Genomic DNA, 18,346 nt, shown 5'->3' on the forward strand with positions numbered 1-18,346 from the left:
CTGCCTGGTGGCGTCTCGAAGCGCACGACCGCCTCTGGTTCCCGATGCTTGCAATCCCTCAGATATTCCTTCAGCTGAGTGACGCCGCCCGGATAACCGAGCTCCTGGATCTCCCGCAACAGCACGGCCGCTGGAATCCAGTGTGGGCGGGCCGCCTCGATGCGCCCGTGCAAATAGTCCTTGTACGGGTCCAACTTCGTTGGCCGCGCTTCACGCGGCTTGTACTGCTGCGCATCAGCCTCACGCAGGTATCGCCTGATTGTGTTGCGCGAGCAGCCTAGCTGCTTAGCCATCTCTCGAATGCTGACGCCACGACGCGCCATTACCTTGATCTCCACTGTTTGCTCCTGAGTCAACATTGTTGGTGGCCAAAAAGCCACCATCATTACCCAGGTGGGTCAGATTTACTCCGACAGGGTGGGTCAGTATTACACCGGCGATGACATGCAGCCACCACTGCGTTTCGCGCCCCGCCGGTCATATGATCTGCGGAGCGTTCGCTTTGGAACGCCTATGTCTGATACCACTCTACTGACAGGTCGAGAACTGGGTCAAGCCATCTGCGCCCGCTTCGGCCTGAATCTCAACCAGGTGCAGTCCGACTACAGGATCAAGACAGAACGCGACGATGTGGTTAGCCGCGCAGGCTCTGCATGCCAATTCGGTTGTTTCAATCCACGCGCCCGCATGAGGCGCGACATCACGCGGGAAATGCTTTTTCATCGGCACCAGGGTTTCAATCCACGCGCCTACATGAGGCGCGACCTGCGTCCGCCAGCGACCGTCCGAGCGTCGTGATTGTTTCAATCCACGCGCCTACATGAGGCGCGACGAGCTGTCGGGCTTGAAACTGGTGGCGCTCGATGTTTCAATCCACGCGCCTACATGAGGCGCGACCACATCCCAGGTGCCAGACTCCAAAAATTCCTGGTTTCAATCCACGCGCCTACATGAGGCGCGACCACCCTGGCCCTGCTGTTTCGGTCGGCACCAACAAAGTTTCAATCCACGCGCCTACATGAGGCGCGACGTTGGATGGGGCCGTATGGGAATTTGACCCACACAGTTTCAATCCACGCGCCTACATGAGGCGCGACATTGTGCGGACCACCGCTGTATGGACGTAGGCACGTTTCAATCCACGCGCCTACATGAGGCGCGACTGTCCGGCGTATCCCAATTTGCGCCACGCGAAACAGTTTCAATCCACGCGCCTACATGAGGCGCGACGCTCCAAGCGCCCGCAGGGCATCCTGCAGGCTGCTGTTTCAATCCACGCGCCTACATGAGGCGCGACGGTCGCCACCGAGTAAAGGATTGCCATGTCATCAGTTTCAATCCACGCGCCTACATGAGGCGCGACCTGAAAATCCAGTAAAAGGCGGCCGCCCATCCAAGGTTTCAATCCACGCGCCTACATGAGGCGCGACGTTGAGCAGTCGGGCGCGTCCTGGCCGACTGACGTTTCAATCCACGCGCCTACATGAGGCGCGACACTGGGCAGAGGCGCAAATCTGCGTGCATGAGGGTTTCAATCCACGCGCCTACATGAGGCGCGACATCGCTGCCAATCCCGGTCCATACGCACAACAATGGGTTTCAATCCACGCGCCTACATGAGGCGCGACCTCATGACGGAGCCGACCGTATCAGCCAGCTGCGAGTTTCAATCCACGCGCCTACATGAGGCGCGACCGAGGTCGATGGCAATGGCTCACTAATCATGGGCGTTTCAATCCACGCGCCTACATGAGGCGCGACTCCACTGATACTCGGGCCCAGCCTGACTCCAGGTGTTTCAATCCACGCGCCTACATGAGGCGCGACGCCCTCCGCGTAAGCACACAACAGCAAAGGGCAAAACATGATAAATGCGCGAACTGCCCTTGTACAGCAGCAAGCGAAAGCAGACCGCAAGCAAGGCCCTGAAAAATCAATTAAAAATCAAGTAAGTATATTTCTGCGAACGCAGTGGGAAATTAACGGGCGCTTAAGGTTCGCATCAAAAAAACCAGCGAACCATTGAGATTGAGGGTAGGTTTTGCGCCAATGTGTTCGATGCGGCGTTCCTACTTGGCACCCAACTGATAGAAACGCAGGCTATCAAGCGCTGGGCTGATCAGGTCGCACAACTGCATCAGGTCGCACAACTGCATCAGGCCGCACAACTGCGCTTCATCCAGAATGACTACCGAATCGACGATGGGGGCATCCCTGTTTTCATAGACTGGGCGCGCAGCCGATGTTTCCTGATCAGGATCGGATTCGGCATTGCTGTGATGCTTAATGACAGCACCGCCAAAGATATCACGGAAGATGTTGGCCGTCTGCTCGATGATGCTGGTGTAGGGGGTGATGTGGATGACGCGGCGCTTGTCGTGGCAGCGCGCATGCGCCCGCGCAAAAGCCATGCTGGAAACGATTCCCTTGGGGGGCGGCAAACGGGCGCAGCCCGTGCAGCATGGAGGCATTTCCTCTCGGGGTTATCCCTTAATCCCGAGAAAAGTACCATGTTCCCTGGCAAATGTGCATTTCCGGTTAATCGCTAACATATTTACTATTTCTCCTGAGCACACCGCCCACCGATCAAGGAGAACATCATGACTAGCCCCAACCCCATGCTGGATCGTATTCTTGCCGTCCTGCCCGAAATCGCTTCGCGCGCCGATCAAGCCGAACAAGAACGCAAGGTGCCAGAAGAAAACATCCGGCTGCTGAAGCAAACCGGCTTGCATCGCGCCTTCCAGCCCCGGCATTATGGCGGCCTGGAAATCACGCTGCCGGAGTTCGCCCAGTGTGTCGTGGCGTTGGCGGGGGCCTGCGGGGGAACCGCCTGGGCATTCAGCCTGCTGTGCACGCACAGCCATCAGCTGGCCATGTTTTCCAAGCAGCTGCAGGACGATGTCTGGGGTGCCGATCCCGATGCCACGGCCAGCAGCAGCATCGCCCCGTTCGGCCGCACCGAAGAAGTGGACGGCGGGATTCTGTTCAGCGGCGAAATGGGTTGGAGCAGCGGTTGCGATCATGCTGACTGGGCCATCGTGGGCTTCAACCGTTTCAAGGACGACGGCGAAAAGGTTTATTGCTTTGCCGTCGTGCCGCGCAAGGACTACACCATCCGCGACGACTGGTACGCCATGGGCATGCGCGGCAGTGGATCCAAGACCTTGTTGCTGGACAAGGTTTTTGTGCCAGAGCACCGCATCCAGGCCGCCAAGGATATGATGGAAGGCCGCTCCGCCGGGTTTGGCCTGTACCCCGACAGCCAGATTTTCTACACTCCGTACCGCCCGTATTTTGCCAGCGGCTTTGCCGCCATCAGCCTGGGTGTGGCCGAACGCATGCTGGAGGCCTTCAAGGAAAAAACCCGCAACCGCGTGCGGGCCTATACGGGCGCCCAGGTGGGGATGGCCACCCCCGCGCTGATGCGCCTGGCTGAATCCACGCACCAGGTGGGCGCGGCGCGCGCTTTCCTGGAAAAGACCTGGGAAGACCACCGGGTGCACGGCGCGGCCAAGCAATATCCCACTCAGGCAACCCTGACCGCCTGGCGCACCAATCAGGCCTACGCCGTGAAAATGTGCATCGAGGCCGTGGATCGCCTGTTCAGCGTGGCGGGCGCCAGCGCCTGGTTCGACGGCAACGAGCTGCAGCGCCTGTTCCGCGACAGCCACATGACGGGCGCCCACGCCTACACCGATTATGATGTGTGCGCGCAAATCCTGGGACGCGAAATCATGGGCCTGGAACCCGACCCCACCATGATCTGAGGCGTTTCGCCCGCAGCCCGAATCGATTCATCGCGTGTTTCCGGCGGGTTTCCGTCCCGGCCACTGGCCGGGGGCGGCAAACGAGTCGCTCGGAACGCGCCCTGACCCATGTTGTCCCAAAGGAGTTGGCATGCCGCACGATGCCCCGCAATCCGATACCACCAAAGTTTTTGATCCGCGCGTGCTGCGTCGCGCGCTGGGTAATTTCGCGACCGGGGTCACGATTGTCACCGCCCATGACGGCGAGACCATGGTCGGCGTCACGGCCAATAGCTTCAGTTCGGTGTCGCTGGATCCTCCCCTGGTGCTCTGGAGCGTGGACAAACGCTCGGGGAGCTTTCCGGTTTTCCAGCGGGCCAGCCATTTCGCCATCAATGTCCTGTCGATGGGGCAAATCGCATTGTCCAACCGCTTTGCCCGTCCGCATGACGACCGTTATGCCGGGGTGGCCTGGCGTGCCGGCCAGGGCGGCTGCATCCTGCTGGAAGACACCAGCGCCAATTTCCAGTGCCGCAAGCAGCAGATCATCGACGGTGGCGATCACTGGATTCTGCTTGGCCAGGTGGTCGAGTTCGAAGACAATGGCCGGCCGCCCCTGGTGTATCACCAGGGCTCGTATTCCATGGTGTTGCCGCATCCGCACCGTGAGCAGGCCAACGCTTCGGCGGTGGACAAGAGCCTGCGCGGGCGGTTGGCCGATCACGCGTATTTCCTGCTGACGCAGGCGGTGCGCAGCTATCAGCAAAGCTACCAGCCCGAACAGATGAAAATCGGCTGGCGGCCCAGCGAGGCCCGCCTGCTGATGATTTTGGACGATGGCCCATGCCGCGACATGGCCGCCTTGTCCCATGACGCCGACATGCCCGTGCACGCCGTGGAACAGACCTTGACGCTATTGGGCAGCCGTGGCCTGGTGCGGCGGACTGAGGGCGGTTACGAACTGACCCCGGAAGGTTGTACCCAGGTATGCGACATTTGGGCGCTGGCCCAGCGCCATGAGGCTCAGGTGCTGTCGCGGTTCGATGCGACCGAAGTAGCGGCATTCAAGCGGGTGCTCAAGGGCATCATGGCAACGTAGCCGCCCGGTCGGCCGCGGGCGCCAGGCGCAGCGCCATGTGGCTGCGGTAGTTGCCGGGGGTCTGGCCCGCGTGCCGCAGGAAGAACCGCCCGAAATAGGCCGGGTCTTCGAAGCCCAACCGGTAGCCCACCTGGCTGACCGGCTGGTTGGTGTACAGCAGCAGGCGGCGGGCTTCCTGCATCAGGCGCTCGTTGATCAGGCGCTTGGGCGGCTTGCCCGCAATCCCGTGACAGATTTCGTTCAGGCGCTGCTCGGATATTCCCAGTTGGCCGGCATAGTGCGGGATGGGCCAGTGGCGGCAAAAGCCGTCTTCCATCAGTGTGCTGAAGCCTAGAAACAGCTGCAGGGTTTCCCGGCAGGCGGGCGGGGATTCCAGTGCCCGGGGAGACAGGCGCAGCAGGCTGATGAAGATCAGTTGGGCCAACAGGGCCAGGCTTTGCGCCCGGCCATGCCGCTGGCCGGTGTATTCCTGTTGCAGTTGGCCAAACAGCCCGTCCATCCGTCGGGCTTCATGGGCGGCTTCCCCGTCCAGGCCCGCGAGGGCCAGGCACAGCGGTGCCACGTGCGCCCCGCCGGACCAGGATGCTGCGTCGTTCAGCAGTGGCCGCAGCAGCTGCTGGCGCACCGTCAGCACATGGCCGTCGGCATGGTCGTCCGTGACGAAGGCGTGCACGAAGGCCGGCGGCGTCAGGAACACCATGGGCCCCTGCAGCCGGTAGACGCGGTCTTCCAGTTGCACCCGCACCGGGCCTTCCAGCACGTAGTGCACCTGGAAATAGCGGTCGTGCCGATGCATGAACATTTGCCGCCCCAACTGGCTGGCCAGGGTGCCCAGGGCCTCGTAGTGCAGATCGTCGTCCGCGTACTGGGGCCCTGCGATGTGGGTAAGCTGAAGATTGGGGATGTCCTGCATGGGTTTTGCATTGGCGTGTGGCCGTTCGGTCGCTTCGCCTATGCTAACGCATCGTCCGGCCGCTTGGCGCACGAAGGTACACTGCACTGATCCGCACCCGGGAATGCAGCCATGTACGAAACGCATACATATAACGACAACACCATCCTGCCAAAAAGCGTGCGGGCTCGTTGGGAATGGCTTGAAACCAGTTCCGCGTGCGCCATACTGAAGGCGGTCTGTCCCGAGGAATGGACGGATATTGTTCATGTCCTCGATACGTTTGAATTGATCCCTGCCCTTTGGTTGAAGAAGGGCGGCAACCGTGGTCTGGTGCCTCAGGTACTGGATGACATGTTCCACAAACGGGGTTGGAAAGAAACCCGCATCGACCTGGAAACCCAAGGCATACTCTACGACAAGGGAGGGCGTGAGCGCGCCCGCCTCGCGCCGGTGCATCAAGAAGGCTATCTGGTGGATAACTTCAAGGGGCGGGTGGTCGTGGATGTCGAATGGAATGCCAAGGATGGGAATATAGACCGTGACTTGTCGGCATACCGGGCGTGGCACGAGGCCGGTGTGATTTCGGCGGCCGTTTTGATTACCCAGGATCGGGAATCCCTGAAGGCGCTTGCGTCGTCGTTGTGGGCTGCTTATCAGGCAACCCTGCCCGCGCACGAGCGCGATGCCAGGTTGCCCATTGATCTGAATACCTCCACGACGACCAATCTGGAAAAAGTGCAGATTCGGGTTCGGCGGGCAGTCATGGGGACTTGTCCGCTGTTGGTCGTTGCGGCAAACGCGGCAACCTGGAACGGGAGACCTTACGTCAGGATGGAATCGGTTTCAGCATGATGGCGGCCTTGTGGCCGCAGGATGGTTCCCGCTGTGATCAGCAATGACCTGATGCGTTGGATGGAATAGCCGGTTGCGGCCGCCAATTCGCGGACGCTTTGTCCGTTTTCGTAGAGTGTGCGCAACTGCCTGCCCATGCTGGCAGCGCGTTCGGCGGAAACCCTTTCGTTGGGGAAAAGGTCGGGCAGCATGGGCCCGCCTTCATAGCCTTTGTGCACAGCGCCCTGTGGCGTGATGCCTGCGGCGGATTCGTCGCCCCATACGGACCATCCCGCCCTGGGGTACCTGGCGAACAGTTCAAGATAGGCGCCGGGAGAGCAGGATTCGATCAGCGTATATTGTTCGTCGGGCTTGCGGGAGTGTTCGCGCTTGCGGGTTTCGAGCATGTTGACTTGAGATCGGCCAGGGGCCAGCGTGCGCATGGAGCCCTTGACACCGAACAGCAGGAGTTCGGTGACGTTTCTGAAGTAGAATCCGACGCCGCGTCCGTCGGGGCCGCCGTCCTTGCGGCGTTTGGCCCAGACGATATTGCTGATATAGCGAAACCCCCAGGCTTGCATGACACCCAGGCCTTCGGGCAACAAGGCGTTGGGAACCCATAAGTAGAGGTGGGCATTTTTTGCCGTGACGTCGGCCACGGGCAAGGCTTTGATCTCATCCAGCTGCATCGTGCCGTAGCGCCCAAGCCGGCGGTGTTCGGGGGCCACTTTGCCAGTGCGGTTGGTGAAGCGCCAGGGCGGGTCGGCCAGGACGGTTGAAAACCCTCCGGCTACCTGGGGGAGCGGGGCGTAGTCGTTGGCGTCTGTCTTGGCGGGTTTTTTCATTTTCAGCTGGTTTGCGGGTAAGATCTAATGACAGATCTAATTATGATGAAACTGGCCAGAAACTGCAAATCGGTGTGGCGGTGCAGCAGGCCAATCGAACCGCTGCATCGCTGTCATGATAGCCTGTGTTTTTATACAGGTAAAGGCATTTTATGCATCCCCCGCCGGCAGTCCGGCCGTCACGGGCCGGGCGCCCAGCGGCCCGGCCAGCACATGGGCGGCGACGCCGATCAGGTAGCCGCGCCGCCCGCCGTTCAGGTAGACGGTGTCATAGTCCAGCAGGCTGCGTTCCACCCAGATCGGCATGCGTTTGCGGGTGGCGAAGGGCGACGTCCCGCCCACCTGGTAGCCCGAGTGGCGCTGGGCGGTTTCGGGGGTGCAGGGCGTGATTTTCTTGGCGCCGGTCTGGCGCGCCAGGTTTTTGGTGGACACCGCGCAGTCGCCGTGCATCAGCACGACCAGGGGGTGGCCGTGTTCATCTTCCATGATCAGGGTCTTGGCCACCTGGTGCAGCGGCACCCCCAGTTGGCGGGCGGCCTCGCGGGCCCCGCCGTGATCCACGTAATCGTAGGGGTATTCGGTAAACGGGATTTTCTGTTGACGCAGCCAATGGGTGGCGGGGGTTTCCGAGGTGTGTCTGGTTTTGCTCATGCCCGGTGTCCTGTTTGGCGAATGATGGCGGGGGGTGGCGCGGCGATAGGGCGTCGTGGATGCTGAGTTCAAGTCGGGCGAATGGCCAGGCGGGGCGCTACGCCCGGGGATGGTGCTGTTGGTATAGGGTTTTCAGACGTTCGCGTGCCACGTGGGTGTAAATCTGGGTGGTGGAAATGTCCGCGTGTCCCAGCAGCAGCTGCACCACGCGCAAATCCGCGCCGTGGTTCAGCAGATGGGTGGCGAATGCATGGCGCAGCACGTGGGGCGACAACGGCACGCGGATGTCCGCCTGGTCGGCGTACTTGCGGATGAGCAGCCAGAACGCCTGGCGGCTCATAGCGGCGGCGCGGGTGGTGACGAACAGGGCATCGGCCACGCGGCGGCCCAGCAGGGCCGGACGGCTGTCGCGCAGGTAGCGGTCTATCCAGTGCAGGGCTTCATCGCCCAGGGGCACCAGCCGATCCTTGGCGCCCTTGCCCATGACCACCCGCACCACGCCTTCGTCCAGGCTGGCGTCCTGCATCCCCAGGTTGACCAGTTCACTGACGCGCAGACCGGTGGCGTACAGGGTTTCCAGCATGGCGCGGTCGCGCAGGCCCAGGGTGCCGTCCGTGTCGGGGGCGTCCAGCAGGGCGTCCACCTGGGCTTCGGACAGCGTCTTGGGAAAGCGCGCGGGTTGTTTGGCGCTGTGCAGGCCCAGGCACGGGTCGTCCGGGCACAGGCCGCGGCGAAGGGCCCACAGGTAATAGCGCCGCAGGGCGGCCAGCCGCCGGTTGGCGGTGCTGGCCTTGGTCTGCAGATATTGGCTGGCCATCCAGGCCTGGATGTGTTCCTGGCGCGCGGCTTCCGGGGCCAGACGGTGGGTTTGCGCCAGCCAGCGCCCAAAGGCGGTCAGGTCGCGCCGGTAGGCCGCCAGCGTATTGGCGGCCAGGCCGTCTTCCAACCACAAGGCATCCAGGAACGCGTCGAGGGAAGGCAAGGCGGAGGGCTGGCTGGGCATGGCGGATCGGCGAGGCGTGAGGCGTGGGTTCTGGCGGGCGGGCGTGGGCTCCTGCCCTTATTCTACTCGCCAGGGAATAATCATTATCACGCCATGGGCTATAGCGAAATATACCTATATATATTACGATCACACGGTTGATTCCGATGGAATCGAATTTTGCCGTTTCACAGGAGACCTCGCATGTTGTTTCGTCGTTTACTCGTCGCCGGCGCCCTGGCCTGCGCCATCACCCCCGCCCTGGCGGGCGAGGTGCTGGTTGCCGGCGCCGCCAGCCTGACCAATGCCTTCAAGGATCTGGCCGCGCAGTACCAGGTCGCCCACCCGGACACCACGGTGTCCACCACCTTCGGCGCATCGGACGTCGTGCTGCGCCAGATTATCGAAGGCGCGCCGGCCGATGTGTTCGCCTCGGCGGATCAGAAAGCAATGGACAAGGCCGTGGATGCCAAGGCCGTCGATCCGGCCACCCGCGCGGATTTTGTGCGCAACCAAGTCGTGCTGATCGTGCCCGCCGACAACCCCGGCAAGATCAAGTCGCTGAAAGACCTGTCGGGCGATGCGGTGCAGCGCATTGCGCTGGGCAACCCGGATTCCGTGCCGGTGGGGCGCTATACCCAGGCCGCCTTGCAGCAGGCCGGAGCCTGGGATCAGGTTCAGGCGCGCCAGATTCTTGGGCAGAACGTGCGCCAGGTGCTGAACTACGTCGAGCGCGGCGAAGTGGATGCCGGCTTCGTTTTTGCCACGGATGCCGCCACGGCCAAGGACAAGGTCACGGTGGTGCAGACCGTGGACACGCCCACGCCCGTGGTCTATCCCATCGCCCTGGTGCAGCGCGATGGCCGGGCGCCGGAAGCCGCCGGCTTCCTGGAATACGTCTTGTCTCCCGAAGGTCAGGCGATTCTGGCGCAATACGGCTTCGCCAAACCCTGATGCCGCATGCCTGAACTTTGGGTTCCCCTGCTGTTGTCCCTGAAGGTGGCCGGTTGGGCCACCCTGCTGGCGACGGCGGGGGGCATCGCCACGGCCTACGGCCTGTCGCGCTGGTCGTCGCGCTGGTGCGATGTGGTCGACGCCTTGTTGACCCTGCCCATGGTTTTGCCGCCCACCGTCACCGGCTATTATCTGCTGGTGGTTTTCGGGCGGCGCGGCTGGCTGGGGGCCTGGCTGCAGTCCCATGGCATCGAATTGGTGTTTACCTGGCAGGGGGCGGTGCTGGCGGCCTCGGTGGTGGCCTATCCCATGGTGCTGAAGGCTGCGCGGGCAGCCTTTCTGGATGTCGATCACCGCTTGGAACAGGCGGCCACTGTGCTGGGCGTGCCCCCGCTGGCGGTGTTCTTCCGGGTCAGCCTGCCGCTGGCCGCGCGCGGGATTCTGGCCGGTGTTCTGCTGGCTTTCGCCCGAGCCTTGGGCGAATTCGGCGCGACCCTGATGGTGGCGGGCAACATCCCCGGCAGAACCCAGACCTTGTCGATCGCCATCTACGAGGCCGTGCAGGCCGGCAACGACGACACCGCCAACATCCTGGTGCTGGTCACGTCGGCCACCTGTGTCGCGGTGCTGTGCCTGGCGGCCTGGCTCATGCCGGGCGGGCGGCGCCAGCGGCGGGGGGGCGCATGAATTGGTTCGCGGATGCGCATCCGGGTAGGCAGGCATGAGTATTTCAGTGGATTTTTCTTGCCAGGTAGGCGGGCCGGAAGGCTTTCTCCTGCAGCCCGCCTGGCGCGCCAGCAGCCGCCGGGTCGCCTTGTTCGGGCCGTCGGGTTCGGGCAAGACTCTCACCATGCAGGCGATTGCCGGCCTGTTGCGGCCGGACGCGGGGCGGATCGAGGTGGATGGCCGCGTGCTGTTCGATTCGGCCGCCGGGGTGGATGTCCCGCCGCGCCAACGTCGCCTGGCCTATTTGTTTCAGGATTACGCCTTGTTTCCGCACCTGACGGTGCGCCAGAACATTGCGTTCGGCTTGCGCAAGGGCTGCCTCAATTGGCACGCCTGGCCCTGGCGGCAGTCCAGGGCGCTGCCCGAGCAGGCTTTGCGCTGGGTGCGCGCCTTTCAGCTGGACGGGCTGCTGGATCGCTATCCCCTGGCCTTGTCCGGCGGGCAGCGCCAGCGGGTGGCCTTGGCCCGAGCCTTGTCCATCGACCCCGGCCTGCTGCTGCTGGATGAACCCTTGTCGGCCCTGGATATCGGGCTACGCACCCAGATGCGCGCCGAACTGGCGCAATTGCAGCGCGACATCGACATCCCCACGGTGCTGATCACCCATGATCCCGCCGATGTGCAGGCCTTGGCGGACGAGGTGTTCCACATCGCCAGGGGGCGCGTGGTCGACGCGTCAGTCCAGGGTGCCGAGCAGCACATCGCTGGCGGCAAACCAGGCTAGGGCCGAGCCGCCGACGGTGCAGGCGGCGTCTTCGTGGCTGAGATCCAGAATCCCCGTGATGTGTATGTGGGGGCTGATTTCCAGGCTGATTTCCTGCAGCCCGGCGCCGGTCACCACCGCCTGGACGCGTCCCGGCCAGGCGGTGCCGTCGGGGCGGGAGGCCGGGCCCGGGCGAGGCGCGATGGCGACCGCCTGCGCCTTGATGAAGGCCAGCGCCCGGCGTCCGGGGGCCAGCCCCAGACGTTCCGTGCTGGCGTGGGTCAGGGTGGCGGTCAGGCAATGGGCGTCGTCCAGCCGCAGGGTCAGGCAGTCGTTGATGGGGCCGCTGTCGATCTGTTGGATGATGCCTTCGAAGCGGTTGCGCGCGGAGGTTTGCAGCGCCATGCTGTGCAGCAGATCCAGGTGCCGCTGGCTGTCCGGCCCGAAGCGGGACAGCACGGCCATGAAGCGCTGGTGCTCGGCCTGCACGGCCTGATACCAGGACACCAGCTGGCGGGCGCGATCCGTCAGGCAGGCCCCCCCGCCTCGCGCGCCCCCGGTGATGCGCTCGACCAGCAGGTCGCCGGCCAGATTGTTCATCATGTCCACGGCGTCCCAGGCGGCCTTGTAGCTGAGGCCGATCTTGCGGGCCGCCGCGCTGATCGAGCCTTCGGTGTCGATGGCCGCCAGCAGCGCCATGCGGCGCTCCGACCCCCAGGCCTGGTCGCCGCTGCGCAGGCCGAGGGTGGCGGTGAATTCCGGGGGGATGGTCTTTGGGGCTGTCATGCGGGCATAATAAGGTAAAAAGTCAGGAGCGCATAAATCATGGATCAATACCTGCAGCTTGCCCTGGAAGAAGCCCGCCTGGGGCTGGCCGAGGGCGGCATTCCCATTGGCTCGGTCATCGTGCACCAGGGGCGCGTGCTGGGGCGCGGCCACAACCGGCGGGTGCAGCAGGGCAGCGCCATACTGCACGGTGAAATGGACGCCTTCGAAAACGCCGGCCGCCAGCCGGCCCACATCTACCAGCAGTCGGTGCTGTACACCACCCTGTCGCCGTGTCCCATGTGCACTGGGGCGATCCTGCTCTATGGCATTCCCCGCGTCGTCATTGGCGAAAACCAGACCTTCCTGGGCGACGAGGCGTTGCTGCGCGCCCGGGGGGTGCAGGTCGAGGTTCTGCAGGACGCGGCCTGCGTGGCCCTGATGCGCGATTTCATCCGCGACCATCCCGATCTCTGGAACGAGGACATCGGCCAGCCATGACCCAGCCTTTTCCCTTGCAACGCCGCCATCCCGACGATCTCCTGGTCGGCCTGGTGTCCGTGTCGGATCGCGCCTCGTCGGGGGTGTACGCCGATCAGGGTGTCCCGGCCCTGGCCGATTGGCTGGAAAAGGCCCTGATCCGGCCGCCGCAGGTCGTCACGCGCCTGATCCCGGATGATCGGGCGACGGTCGCCGCCGCCTTGCGCGAACTGGTGGACGAGGCCCGCTGCGACCTGGTGCTGACCACCGGGGGCACCGGCCCGGCCCGCCGCGACGTCACCCCCGAGGCCACCCTGGATGTCGCCACCCGCCAGATGCCCGGCTTCGGCGAGCAAATGCGCCAGGTCAGCCTGGCCTTCGTGCCCACGGCGATCCTGTCGCGCCAGGTGGCCGTCATCCGCGAATTGTCCGACCATGCCGCGCTGATCATCAATCTGCCGGGGCAGCCCAAGGCCATTGCCGAAACCCTCGAAGGCTTGCGGGGTGACGATGGCCGGGTGCGGGTGCCGGGTATTTTCGCGGCGGTGCCGTATTGTCTGGATTTGATCGGCGGCCCCTATATCGAAACGCATGACGCCGTCGTCCAGGCGTTCCGGCCCAAATCCGCCCGCCGCCCGGCCCATTCAGGCGCCGAAGCCCGATAACCGGGCCGGCCGCTGCGCAGGGGGCTGGGTGTTCGCAGCCGAGCATTGGCGCTGATCTGACCGGCCAGGGGCCGGCCGCCGTGCAAGGATGGGACGACCGCAAGGGGGATGCCGCTGCCGAGCGCCCCGGCGGTTCGTTTGGCGGCCGACCAGCAGTAATTCCCATTCCGCCTTAAAATCCCAGGAATTCGATTTTTTCCACTATTTTATTCTGGAGGTCCAGTCATGGCCCTGGTTTCCATGCGTCAACTCCTGGATCACGCAGCTGAAAACGGCTACGGGATTCCCGCCTTTAACGTCAATAACCTGGAACAGGTTCAGGCCATCATGGAGGCCGCCGACCAGACCAACAGCCCGGTCATCATGCAGGCATCGGCCGGCGCGCGCAAATATGCCGGTGAAGGCTTCCTGAAATACCTGATCCAGGCCGCGGTCGAAACCTATCCGCATATTCCCGTGGTCATGCACCAGGATCACGGTCAGTCGCCCGCCGTGTGCCAGGGGGCCATCGACCTGGGCTTTTCCAGCGTCATGATGGACGGGTCGCTGATGGCCGATGGCAAGACCATTTCCTCCTACGAATACAACCTGGACGTCACCCGGCAGGTGGTGTCCATGGCCCATAAGCTGGGCGTCACCGTCGAAGGCGAACTGGGCTGCCTGGGATCCCTGGAAACCATGAAGGGCGACAAGGAAGACGGCCATGGGGCCGAAGGCACCATGACGCGCGAACAGCTGCTGACCGATCCCGAACAGGCGGCGGACTTCGTCACCCGGACCCAGCTGGACGCCCTGGCCATTGCCGTGGGCACCAGCCACGGCGCTTACAAGTTCACGCGCCAGCCCACCGGCGACATCCTGTCCGTGCAGCGCATCAAGGAAATCCACGCCCGCCTGCCCAACACGCACCTGGTCATGCATGGCAGCTCCAGCGTGCCGCAGGAGCTCCTGGCCGAAATCCGCGCATTCGGCGGCGACATGAAAGAAACCTACGGCGTGCCCGTCGAAGAACTGCAGGAAGCCATCAAGTTCGGCGTGCGCAAGGTCAATATCGACACCGATATCCGCCTGGCCATGACTGGCGCCATCCGCCGCTTCATGGCCGAAAACCCCAGTAAATTCGACCCGCGGGAATACCTCAAGCCCGCCCGCGAAGCCGCCAAGAAAATCTGCCTGGCGCGTTACGAGCAATTCGGCACCGCCGGCAATGCGTCCAAGATCAAGGCCATTCCCTTGACCGACATGGCGGCCCGCTACGCCGCCGGCGAACTCAAGCAATTGGTGAAATAAACTCAGATGAAGGCCCTGCTCCAATCCACCATCCAATCGCTGCCCCTGCTGGGGCGCGGCAAGGTCCGCGACATGTATGCCGTGGGCGAAGATAAATTGCTCATCGTCGCCACCGACCGGATCTCGGCCTTCGACGTCATCCTGGACGATCCGATCCCCGGCAAGGGCAAGGTGCTGACCGCCCTGACCGAATTCTGGCTGCAGCGCCTGGGCCATCTGGTGCCCACGCACGTCACGGGCATTGCGCCCGAAGACGTGGTGGCCCCCGAAGAACGCGACCAGGTCGCGGGCCGCGCCATGGTGGTCAAGCGCCTGCAACCGGTTCTGGTCGAGGCCGTGGCGCGGGGCTATCTGATCGGCTCGGGCTGGAAAGACTACCAGGCCAGCGGCGCGGTCTGCGGCGTGGTCTTGCCCGCCGGTCTGCGCCAGGCCGAAAAACTGCCCGAACCCATTTTCACCCCGGCGGCCAAGGCCGAATTCGGCCAGCACGATGAAAACGTCGATTTCAACTACGTGGTGGCGCAGGTGGGCCAGGATTTGGCCAGCCAGATTCGTCGCCTGACGCTGGCGCTGTATGCGGAAGCCGCCGCCTATGCCAGCCGCCAGGGCATCCTGATTGCGGATACCAAATTTGAATTCGGCCTGGACGCGCGCGGCACGCTGCACCTGATGGACGAAGTCCTCACCCCCGATTCGTCCCGCTTCTGGCCGGCCGATGGCTATGCGGTGGGGATCAGCCCGCCTTCCTTCGACAAGCAGTTCGTGCGCGACTGGCTGGAAACCCAGGCTTGGGACAAAACCCCGCCCGCGCCGCGCTTGCCCGCGGACGTCCTGGAACGCACCGCCGAAAAATACCGCGAGGCCCAGGATCGTCTGACCCAGGGGGCTGCATGATGCGCGGCGGGGGGGTGCCGTCGCCGGGCGGCCCGGCCCACGACCGCCCTGTGGTGGGGGTCATCATGGGGTCTTCCAGCGATTGGGACGTTATGCGCCATGCCATCGGCGTATTGGACGAATTCAACATCCCCTACGAAACCCGCGTGGTGTCGGCGCATCGCATGCCGCTCGACATGGTGGACTACGGCGCCCAGGCGGTGGCCCGGGGCTTGCGCGCCATTATCGCGGGGGCGGGGGGCGCGGCCCATTTGCCCGGCATGATGGCGGCCTTGACCCCGGTGCCCGTCTTCGGCGTGCCGGTGCCTTCGCGCTACCTGCGGGGCGAAGACTCTCTCTTGTCCATCGTGCAGATGCCGCGCGGCGTGCCGGTGGGCACTTTCGCCATCGGCGAGGCCGGCGCGGCCAATGCGGCTTTGCATGTAGTGGCCAACCTGGCCATGACGGATCCCGATCTCTTGCACAAACTGCAGGCCTACCGGGCGCACCAGACCCAAGCTGCCCAGTCCATGGCCGTTCCACCGGAGGCCGGCTGATGGCATCTGAAACCGCACAATCTTCCGGGCTGCCCACGGCCCCCGGCGCCTGGCTCGGGGTATTGGGCGGCGGGCAGCTGGGGCGCATGTTCTGTCAGGCCGCCCAGGCCCTGGGCTATCGCGTCGCCGTGCTCGACCCGGCCGAATCCAGCCCGGCGGGCATGGTGGCCGACCGTCATGTGCGGGCGGCCTACGACGACCCGCAGGCCCTCGATCTGCTGGCCGGCCTGTGCGCGGCGGTCACCACCGAATTCGAGAACGTCCCGGCCGACAGCCTGCGGCGGCTGGCGGCGCACTGCCGCACCGCGCCGTCCGGCGATGCGGTGGCCGTGGCCCAGGATCGCATCGCGGAAAAAGCCTATCTGCAGGCGTCCGGGGTGCCGGTGGCCGCCCACGCGGCCATTCGCCAGGCCGCCGATCTGGACGCCTGCGACGCGGCCTTGTTCCCGGGTATCCTGAAGACTGCGCGCCTGGGATACGACGGCAAGGGGCAGGTTCGGGTCGCCAGCCGCAAGCAGGCCGTGCAAGCCCACGCCCAACTGGGCGGCGTGGCCTGTGTGCTCGAAGCCCTGCAGCCGCTGGATTACGAAATCTCCGTCGTGGTGGTGCGCGGCCTGGATGGCCGCACCGTCAGCTATCCGCCGTCGCGCAATGCGCACCAGGACGGCATCCTGGCCTTGTCGGTGGTGGATGGCTCGGTGCCCGCGGGCGTGGCAGATCAGGCCCGCCGCCATGCCTTGCGCGTGGCGGATCACCTGGATTATCACGGTGTCCTGTGCGTGGAATTTTTCGTCCTGCGGGACGGCGGCGTCATCGCCAACGAAATGGCCCCTCGGCCGCACAACAGCGGCCACTATACCCAGGATGGCTGCCTGGTCAGCCAGTTCGAGCAGCAGGCCCGCGTCATGGCCGGCCTGCCCTTGGGCCTGACCGAAACCTTGTGCCCCACGGCCATGCTGAATGTCCTGGGCGACCTCTGGTTCGATGCCCAGGGCGGGCAGCGCGAGCCCAACTGGGCCGGGGTGCTGGCGGTGCCGGGCACCCGCCTGCACCTGTATGCCAAGACCCAGGCCCGGCCCGGGCGCAAGATGGGCCATATCAATGTGGTTGGCGCAACCGCGCCCGAACTCCTGAAGCGGGTGGCCCGGGTGCGCGCCGTGCTGGGGCTGCCCCATGTCGGATGATGCCCAGGCGCGGATCATCCAGGCGGCCCACCGCCTGATCCAGGGGCGCCTGGTGGCCTTTCCCACCGAAACCGTCTATGGGCTGGGGGCCGATGCCGAAAACCCCCAGGCGGTGGCGCGCATTTATGCCGCCAAGCGGCGCCCGGCCGACCATCCCGTGATCGTGCACTTGGCCCCGGATGCCGACCCGGGCTATTGGGCCGCCCGCGTGCCGCACCTGGCCAGCCGGCTGATAGCCGTGTTCTGGCCCGGGCCGCTGACCCTGATCCTGCCGCGCGCGGCGCATATCCCGGACGCGGTCAGTGGGGGCCAGGACAGCATCGGCCTGCGCTGTCCGTCGCATCCGGTGGCGCAGGCCATGCTGCACGTGTTTTCCGCCCTGAAGCCGCATGGCGGCGGCGGGGTGGCGGCCCCGTCGGCCAACCAGTTCGGCCGGGTTTCCCCCACGCGCGCCGATCATGTGCGGGCCGAATTCCCAGACCTGGACGACCAGGCCTTGATGATCCTGGAAGGGGGGGCGTCTGCGGTGGGCATTGAATCCACCATCCTCGATCTCTCCCGCCTGGATCAGGGGATGCCGCCGGTTTTGCTGCGTCCCGGACACATCAGCCGGGTACAGTTGGCCGAGGTGCTGGGCGAACTGCCCGCCCTGCCCGATGCCGCCGCGCCCCGGGTGTCGGGATCCCTGAAGGCGCACTATGCCCCGCGCACCCCGGTCATCCTGGCCGACGCCGGGTCGCTGGCGGACTGGGCCGGCCTGCTGCGCCGCCTGCGCGCCGGCCTGCCGGACAGGCGTTCGGCCCCAGGACGCGATGTTCCGGCGCCCCCGCCTGCGGGGGAAGCCGGGTCGCGGTTCGCCGCGGTCGTCCTGGGCGCCGCGCCCGGCGCGGCCCCGGCGGGGCTGGATTGGGTCGTGCTGCCCGAGGATCCCGTCCGCTATGCGCATCGCCTGTATGCCGTGCTGCGCGACCTGGATGCGTCGGGCTATGATGGCATCGTTTTGCAGCGTCCCCCCGCCGACCCCGCCTGGCAAGGGGTGGGCGACCGCATTGCCCGGGCGGCCGCCGCTTTTTCCAGCGCGCCCGGCGTTTAGCCGC

Annotated in this window: 20 protein-coding genes and 1 CRISPR repeat array; of the genes, 13 read left to right on the top strand and 7 right to left on the bottom strand. The window is 64.7% G+C overall.

What is annotated here, in order from left to right; genetic code table 11:
* Together ACMHYJ_RS08035 and ACMHYJ_RS08040 are read right to left on the bottom strand one after the other, a co-directional pair.
* The coding region (locus tag ACMHYJ_RS08035; RefSeq protein ID WP_414245703.1) for a helix-turn-helix domain-containing protein at positions 1-359 on the bottom strand (359 nt) is incomplete at its 3' end.
* A gap of 308 nt (positions 360-667) precedes the next feature.
* Positions 668-1,827: direct repeats of the CRISPR family, unit length 32 nt; unit sequence GTTTCAATCCACGCGCCTACATGAGGCGCGAC.
* A gap of 242 nt (positions 1,828-2,069) precedes the next feature.
* Entirely contained in the window at positions 2,070-2,411 is a 342-nt protein-coding gene (locus ACMHYJ_RS08040) for a hypothetical protein (RefSeq protein ID WP_414245704.1), read from the bottom strand.
* Between the two features lie 189 nt (positions 2,412-2,600).
* Between ACMHYJ_RS08040 and ACMHYJ_RS08045 the strand changes: the two genes are divergently transcribed.
* Together ACMHYJ_RS08045 and ACMHYJ_RS08050 are read left to right on the top strand one after the other, a co-directional pair.
* Positions 2,601-3,770 (top strand): p-hydroxyphenylacetate 3-hydroxylase oxygenase component, encoded by a 1,170-nt coding sequence (locus ACMHYJ_RS08045; RefSeq protein WP_414245705.1) that lies wholly within the window; start codon positions 2,601-2,603, stop codon positions 3,768-3,770.
* Positions 3,771-3,900: 130 nt separating this feature from the next.
* Positions 3,901-4,848, top strand: coding sequence for a p-hydroxyphenylacetate 3-hydroxylase reductase component (locus ACMHYJ_RS08050; RefSeq protein ID WP_414245706.1), 948 nt, complete (start codon positions 3,901-3,903; stop codon positions 4,846-4,848).
* Here ACMHYJ_RS08050 and hpaA read toward each other — a convergent pair.
* Positions 4,835-5,761 carry a 4-hydroxyphenylacetate catabolism regulatory protein HpaA gene (gene hpaA, locus ACMHYJ_RS08055; protein ID WP_414245707.1) on the bottom strand — a complete coding sequence of 309 codons (927 nt, stop codon included), beginning with the start codon at positions 5,759-5,761 and terminating at the stop codon, positions 4,835-4,837. The genes ACMHYJ_RS08050 and hpaA overlap by 14 nt on opposite strands.
* A gap of 111 nt (positions 5,762-5,872) precedes the next feature.
* On the opposite strand from hpaA, the gene ACMHYJ_RS08060 reads away from it, so the two are divergent.
* Positions 5,873-6,595, top strand: a complete 723-nt coding sequence (locus tag ACMHYJ_RS08060; RefSeq protein ID WP_414245708.1) for a BglII/BstYI family type II restriction endonuclease — start codon at positions 5,873-5,875, stop codon at positions 6,593-6,595.
* Here ACMHYJ_RS08060 and ACMHYJ_RS08065 read toward each other — a convergent pair.
* From ACMHYJ_RS08065 to xerD, 3 genes are all read right to left on the bottom strand, one after another.
* Positions 6,565-7,419: an MT-A70 family methyltransferase gene (locus ACMHYJ_RS08065; RefSeq protein WP_414245709.1), complete on the bottom strand. Its 855-nt coding sequence runs from the start codon at positions 7,417-7,419 to the stop codon at positions 6,565-6,567. The two genes, ACMHYJ_RS08060 and ACMHYJ_RS08065, sit on opposite strands and share 31 nt — an antisense overlap.
* A gap of 150 nt (positions 7,420-7,569) precedes the next feature.
* The gene (locus tag ACMHYJ_RS08070; RefSeq protein ID WP_414245710.1) at positions 7,570-8,070 is read right to left on the bottom strand and encodes an aminoacyl-tRNA deacylase; all 501 of its coding nucleotides are present in this window, start codon (positions 8,068-8,070) and stop codon (positions 7,570-7,572) included.
* A 97-nt stretch (positions 8,071-8,167) separates the two neighbouring features.
* Entirely contained in the window at positions 8,168-9,073 is a 906-nt protein-coding gene (gene xerD, locus ACMHYJ_RS08075; RefSeq protein WP_414245711.1) for a site-specific tyrosine recombinase XerD, read from the bottom strand.
* Positions 9,074-9,256: 183 nt separating this feature from the next.
* On the opposite strand from xerD, the gene modA reads away from it, so the two are divergent.
* From modA to ACMHYJ_RS08090, 3 genes are read left to right on the top strand one after another with little or no spacing between them, the layout of a single operon-like run.
* Entirely contained in the window at positions 9,257-10,006 is a 750-nt protein-coding gene (modA, locus tag ACMHYJ_RS08080; RefSeq protein ID WP_414245712.1) for a molybdate ABC transporter substrate-binding protein, read from the top strand.
* A 6-nt stretch (positions 10,007-10,012) separates the two neighbouring features.
* Positions 10,013-10,693, top strand: a complete 681-nt coding sequence (gene modB, locus ACMHYJ_RS08085; protein ID WP_414245713.1) for a molybdate ABC transporter permease subunit — start codon at positions 10,013-10,015, stop codon at positions 10,691-10,693.
* A gap of 34 nt (positions 10,694-10,727) precedes the next feature.
* Positions 10,728-11,456, top strand: coding sequence for a sulfate/molybdate ABC transporter ATP-binding protein (locus ACMHYJ_RS08090; protein WP_414245714.1), 729 nt, complete (start codon positions 10,728-10,730; stop codon positions 11,454-11,456).
* Here the strand turns inward: ACMHYJ_RS08090 and ACMHYJ_RS08095 are convergent.
* Positions 11,409-12,221: a TOBE domain-containing protein gene (locus ACMHYJ_RS08095; RefSeq protein ID WP_414245715.1), complete on the bottom strand. Its 813-nt coding sequence runs from the start codon at positions 12,219-12,221 to the stop codon at positions 11,409-11,411. The genes ACMHYJ_RS08090 and ACMHYJ_RS08095 overlap by 48 nt on opposite strands.
* Before the next feature lie 39 nt (positions 12,222-12,260).
* On the opposite strand from ACMHYJ_RS08095, the gene ACMHYJ_RS08100 reads away from it, so the two are divergent.
* The 7 genes from ACMHYJ_RS08100 to ACMHYJ_RS08130 all read left to right on the top strand — a co-directional run bounded on the left by ACMHYJ_RS08100 (position 12,261) and on the right by ACMHYJ_RS08130 (position 18,342).
* A complete protein-coding gene (locus ACMHYJ_RS08100; RefSeq protein WP_414245716.1) occupies positions 12,261-12,701 on the top strand; it encodes a nucleoside deaminase in 441 nt (146 codons plus the stop codon).
* On the top strand, positions 12,698-13,345 hold the full coding sequence (gene mog / locus ACMHYJ_RS08105; protein ID WP_414245717.1) for a molybdopterin adenylyltransferase: 648 nt from the start codon (positions 12,698-12,700) through the stop codon (positions 13,343-13,345). Before ACMHYJ_RS08100 ends, mog begins: the two co-directional genes overlap by 4 nt.
* A gap of 225 nt (positions 13,346-13,570) precedes the next feature.
* On the top strand, positions 13,571-14,635 hold the full coding sequence (gene fba / locus ACMHYJ_RS08110) for a class II fructose-bisphosphate aldolase (protein ID WP_414245718.1): 1,065 nt from the start codon (positions 13,571-13,573) through the stop codon (positions 14,633-14,635).
* A gap of 6 nt (positions 14,636-14,641) precedes the next feature.
* Entirely contained in the window at positions 14,642-15,529 is an 888-nt protein-coding gene (locus ACMHYJ_RS08115) for a phosphoribosylaminoimidazolesuccinocarboxamide synthase (protein ID WP_414245719.1), read from the top strand.
* Positions 15,529-16,065 (top strand): 5-(carboxyamino)imidazole ribonucleotide mutase, encoded by a 537-nt coding sequence (purE, locus tag ACMHYJ_RS08120; protein WP_414245856.1) that lies wholly within the window; start codon positions 15,529-15,531, stop codon positions 16,063-16,065. The genes ACMHYJ_RS08115 and purE overlap by 1 nt, the downstream gene beginning before the upstream one ends.
* On the top strand, positions 16,065-17,249 hold the full coding sequence (locus ACMHYJ_RS08125) for a 5-(carboxyamino)imidazole ribonucleotide synthase (RefSeq protein WP_414245720.1): 1,185 nt from the start codon (positions 16,065-16,067) through the stop codon (positions 17,247-17,249). The genes purE and ACMHYJ_RS08125 overlap by 1 nt, the downstream gene beginning before the upstream one ends.
* The gene (locus ACMHYJ_RS08130) at positions 17,239-18,342 is read left to right on the top strand and encodes an L-threonylcarbamoyladenylate synthase (RefSeq protein ID WP_414245721.1); all 1,104 of its coding nucleotides are present in this window, start codon (positions 17,239-17,241) and stop codon (positions 18,340-18,342) included. The genes ACMHYJ_RS08125 and ACMHYJ_RS08130 overlap by 11 nt, the downstream gene beginning before the upstream one ends.
* The last annotated feature ends 4 nt before the right edge of the window (positions 18,343-18,346 follow it).

Origin of the sequence: Castellaniella hirudinis, assembly GCF_047468865.1 — a bacterium.
GTDB lineage: Bacteria > Pseudomonadota > Gammaproteobacteria > Burkholderiales > Burkholderiaceae_B > Castellaniella > Castellaniella hirudinis_A.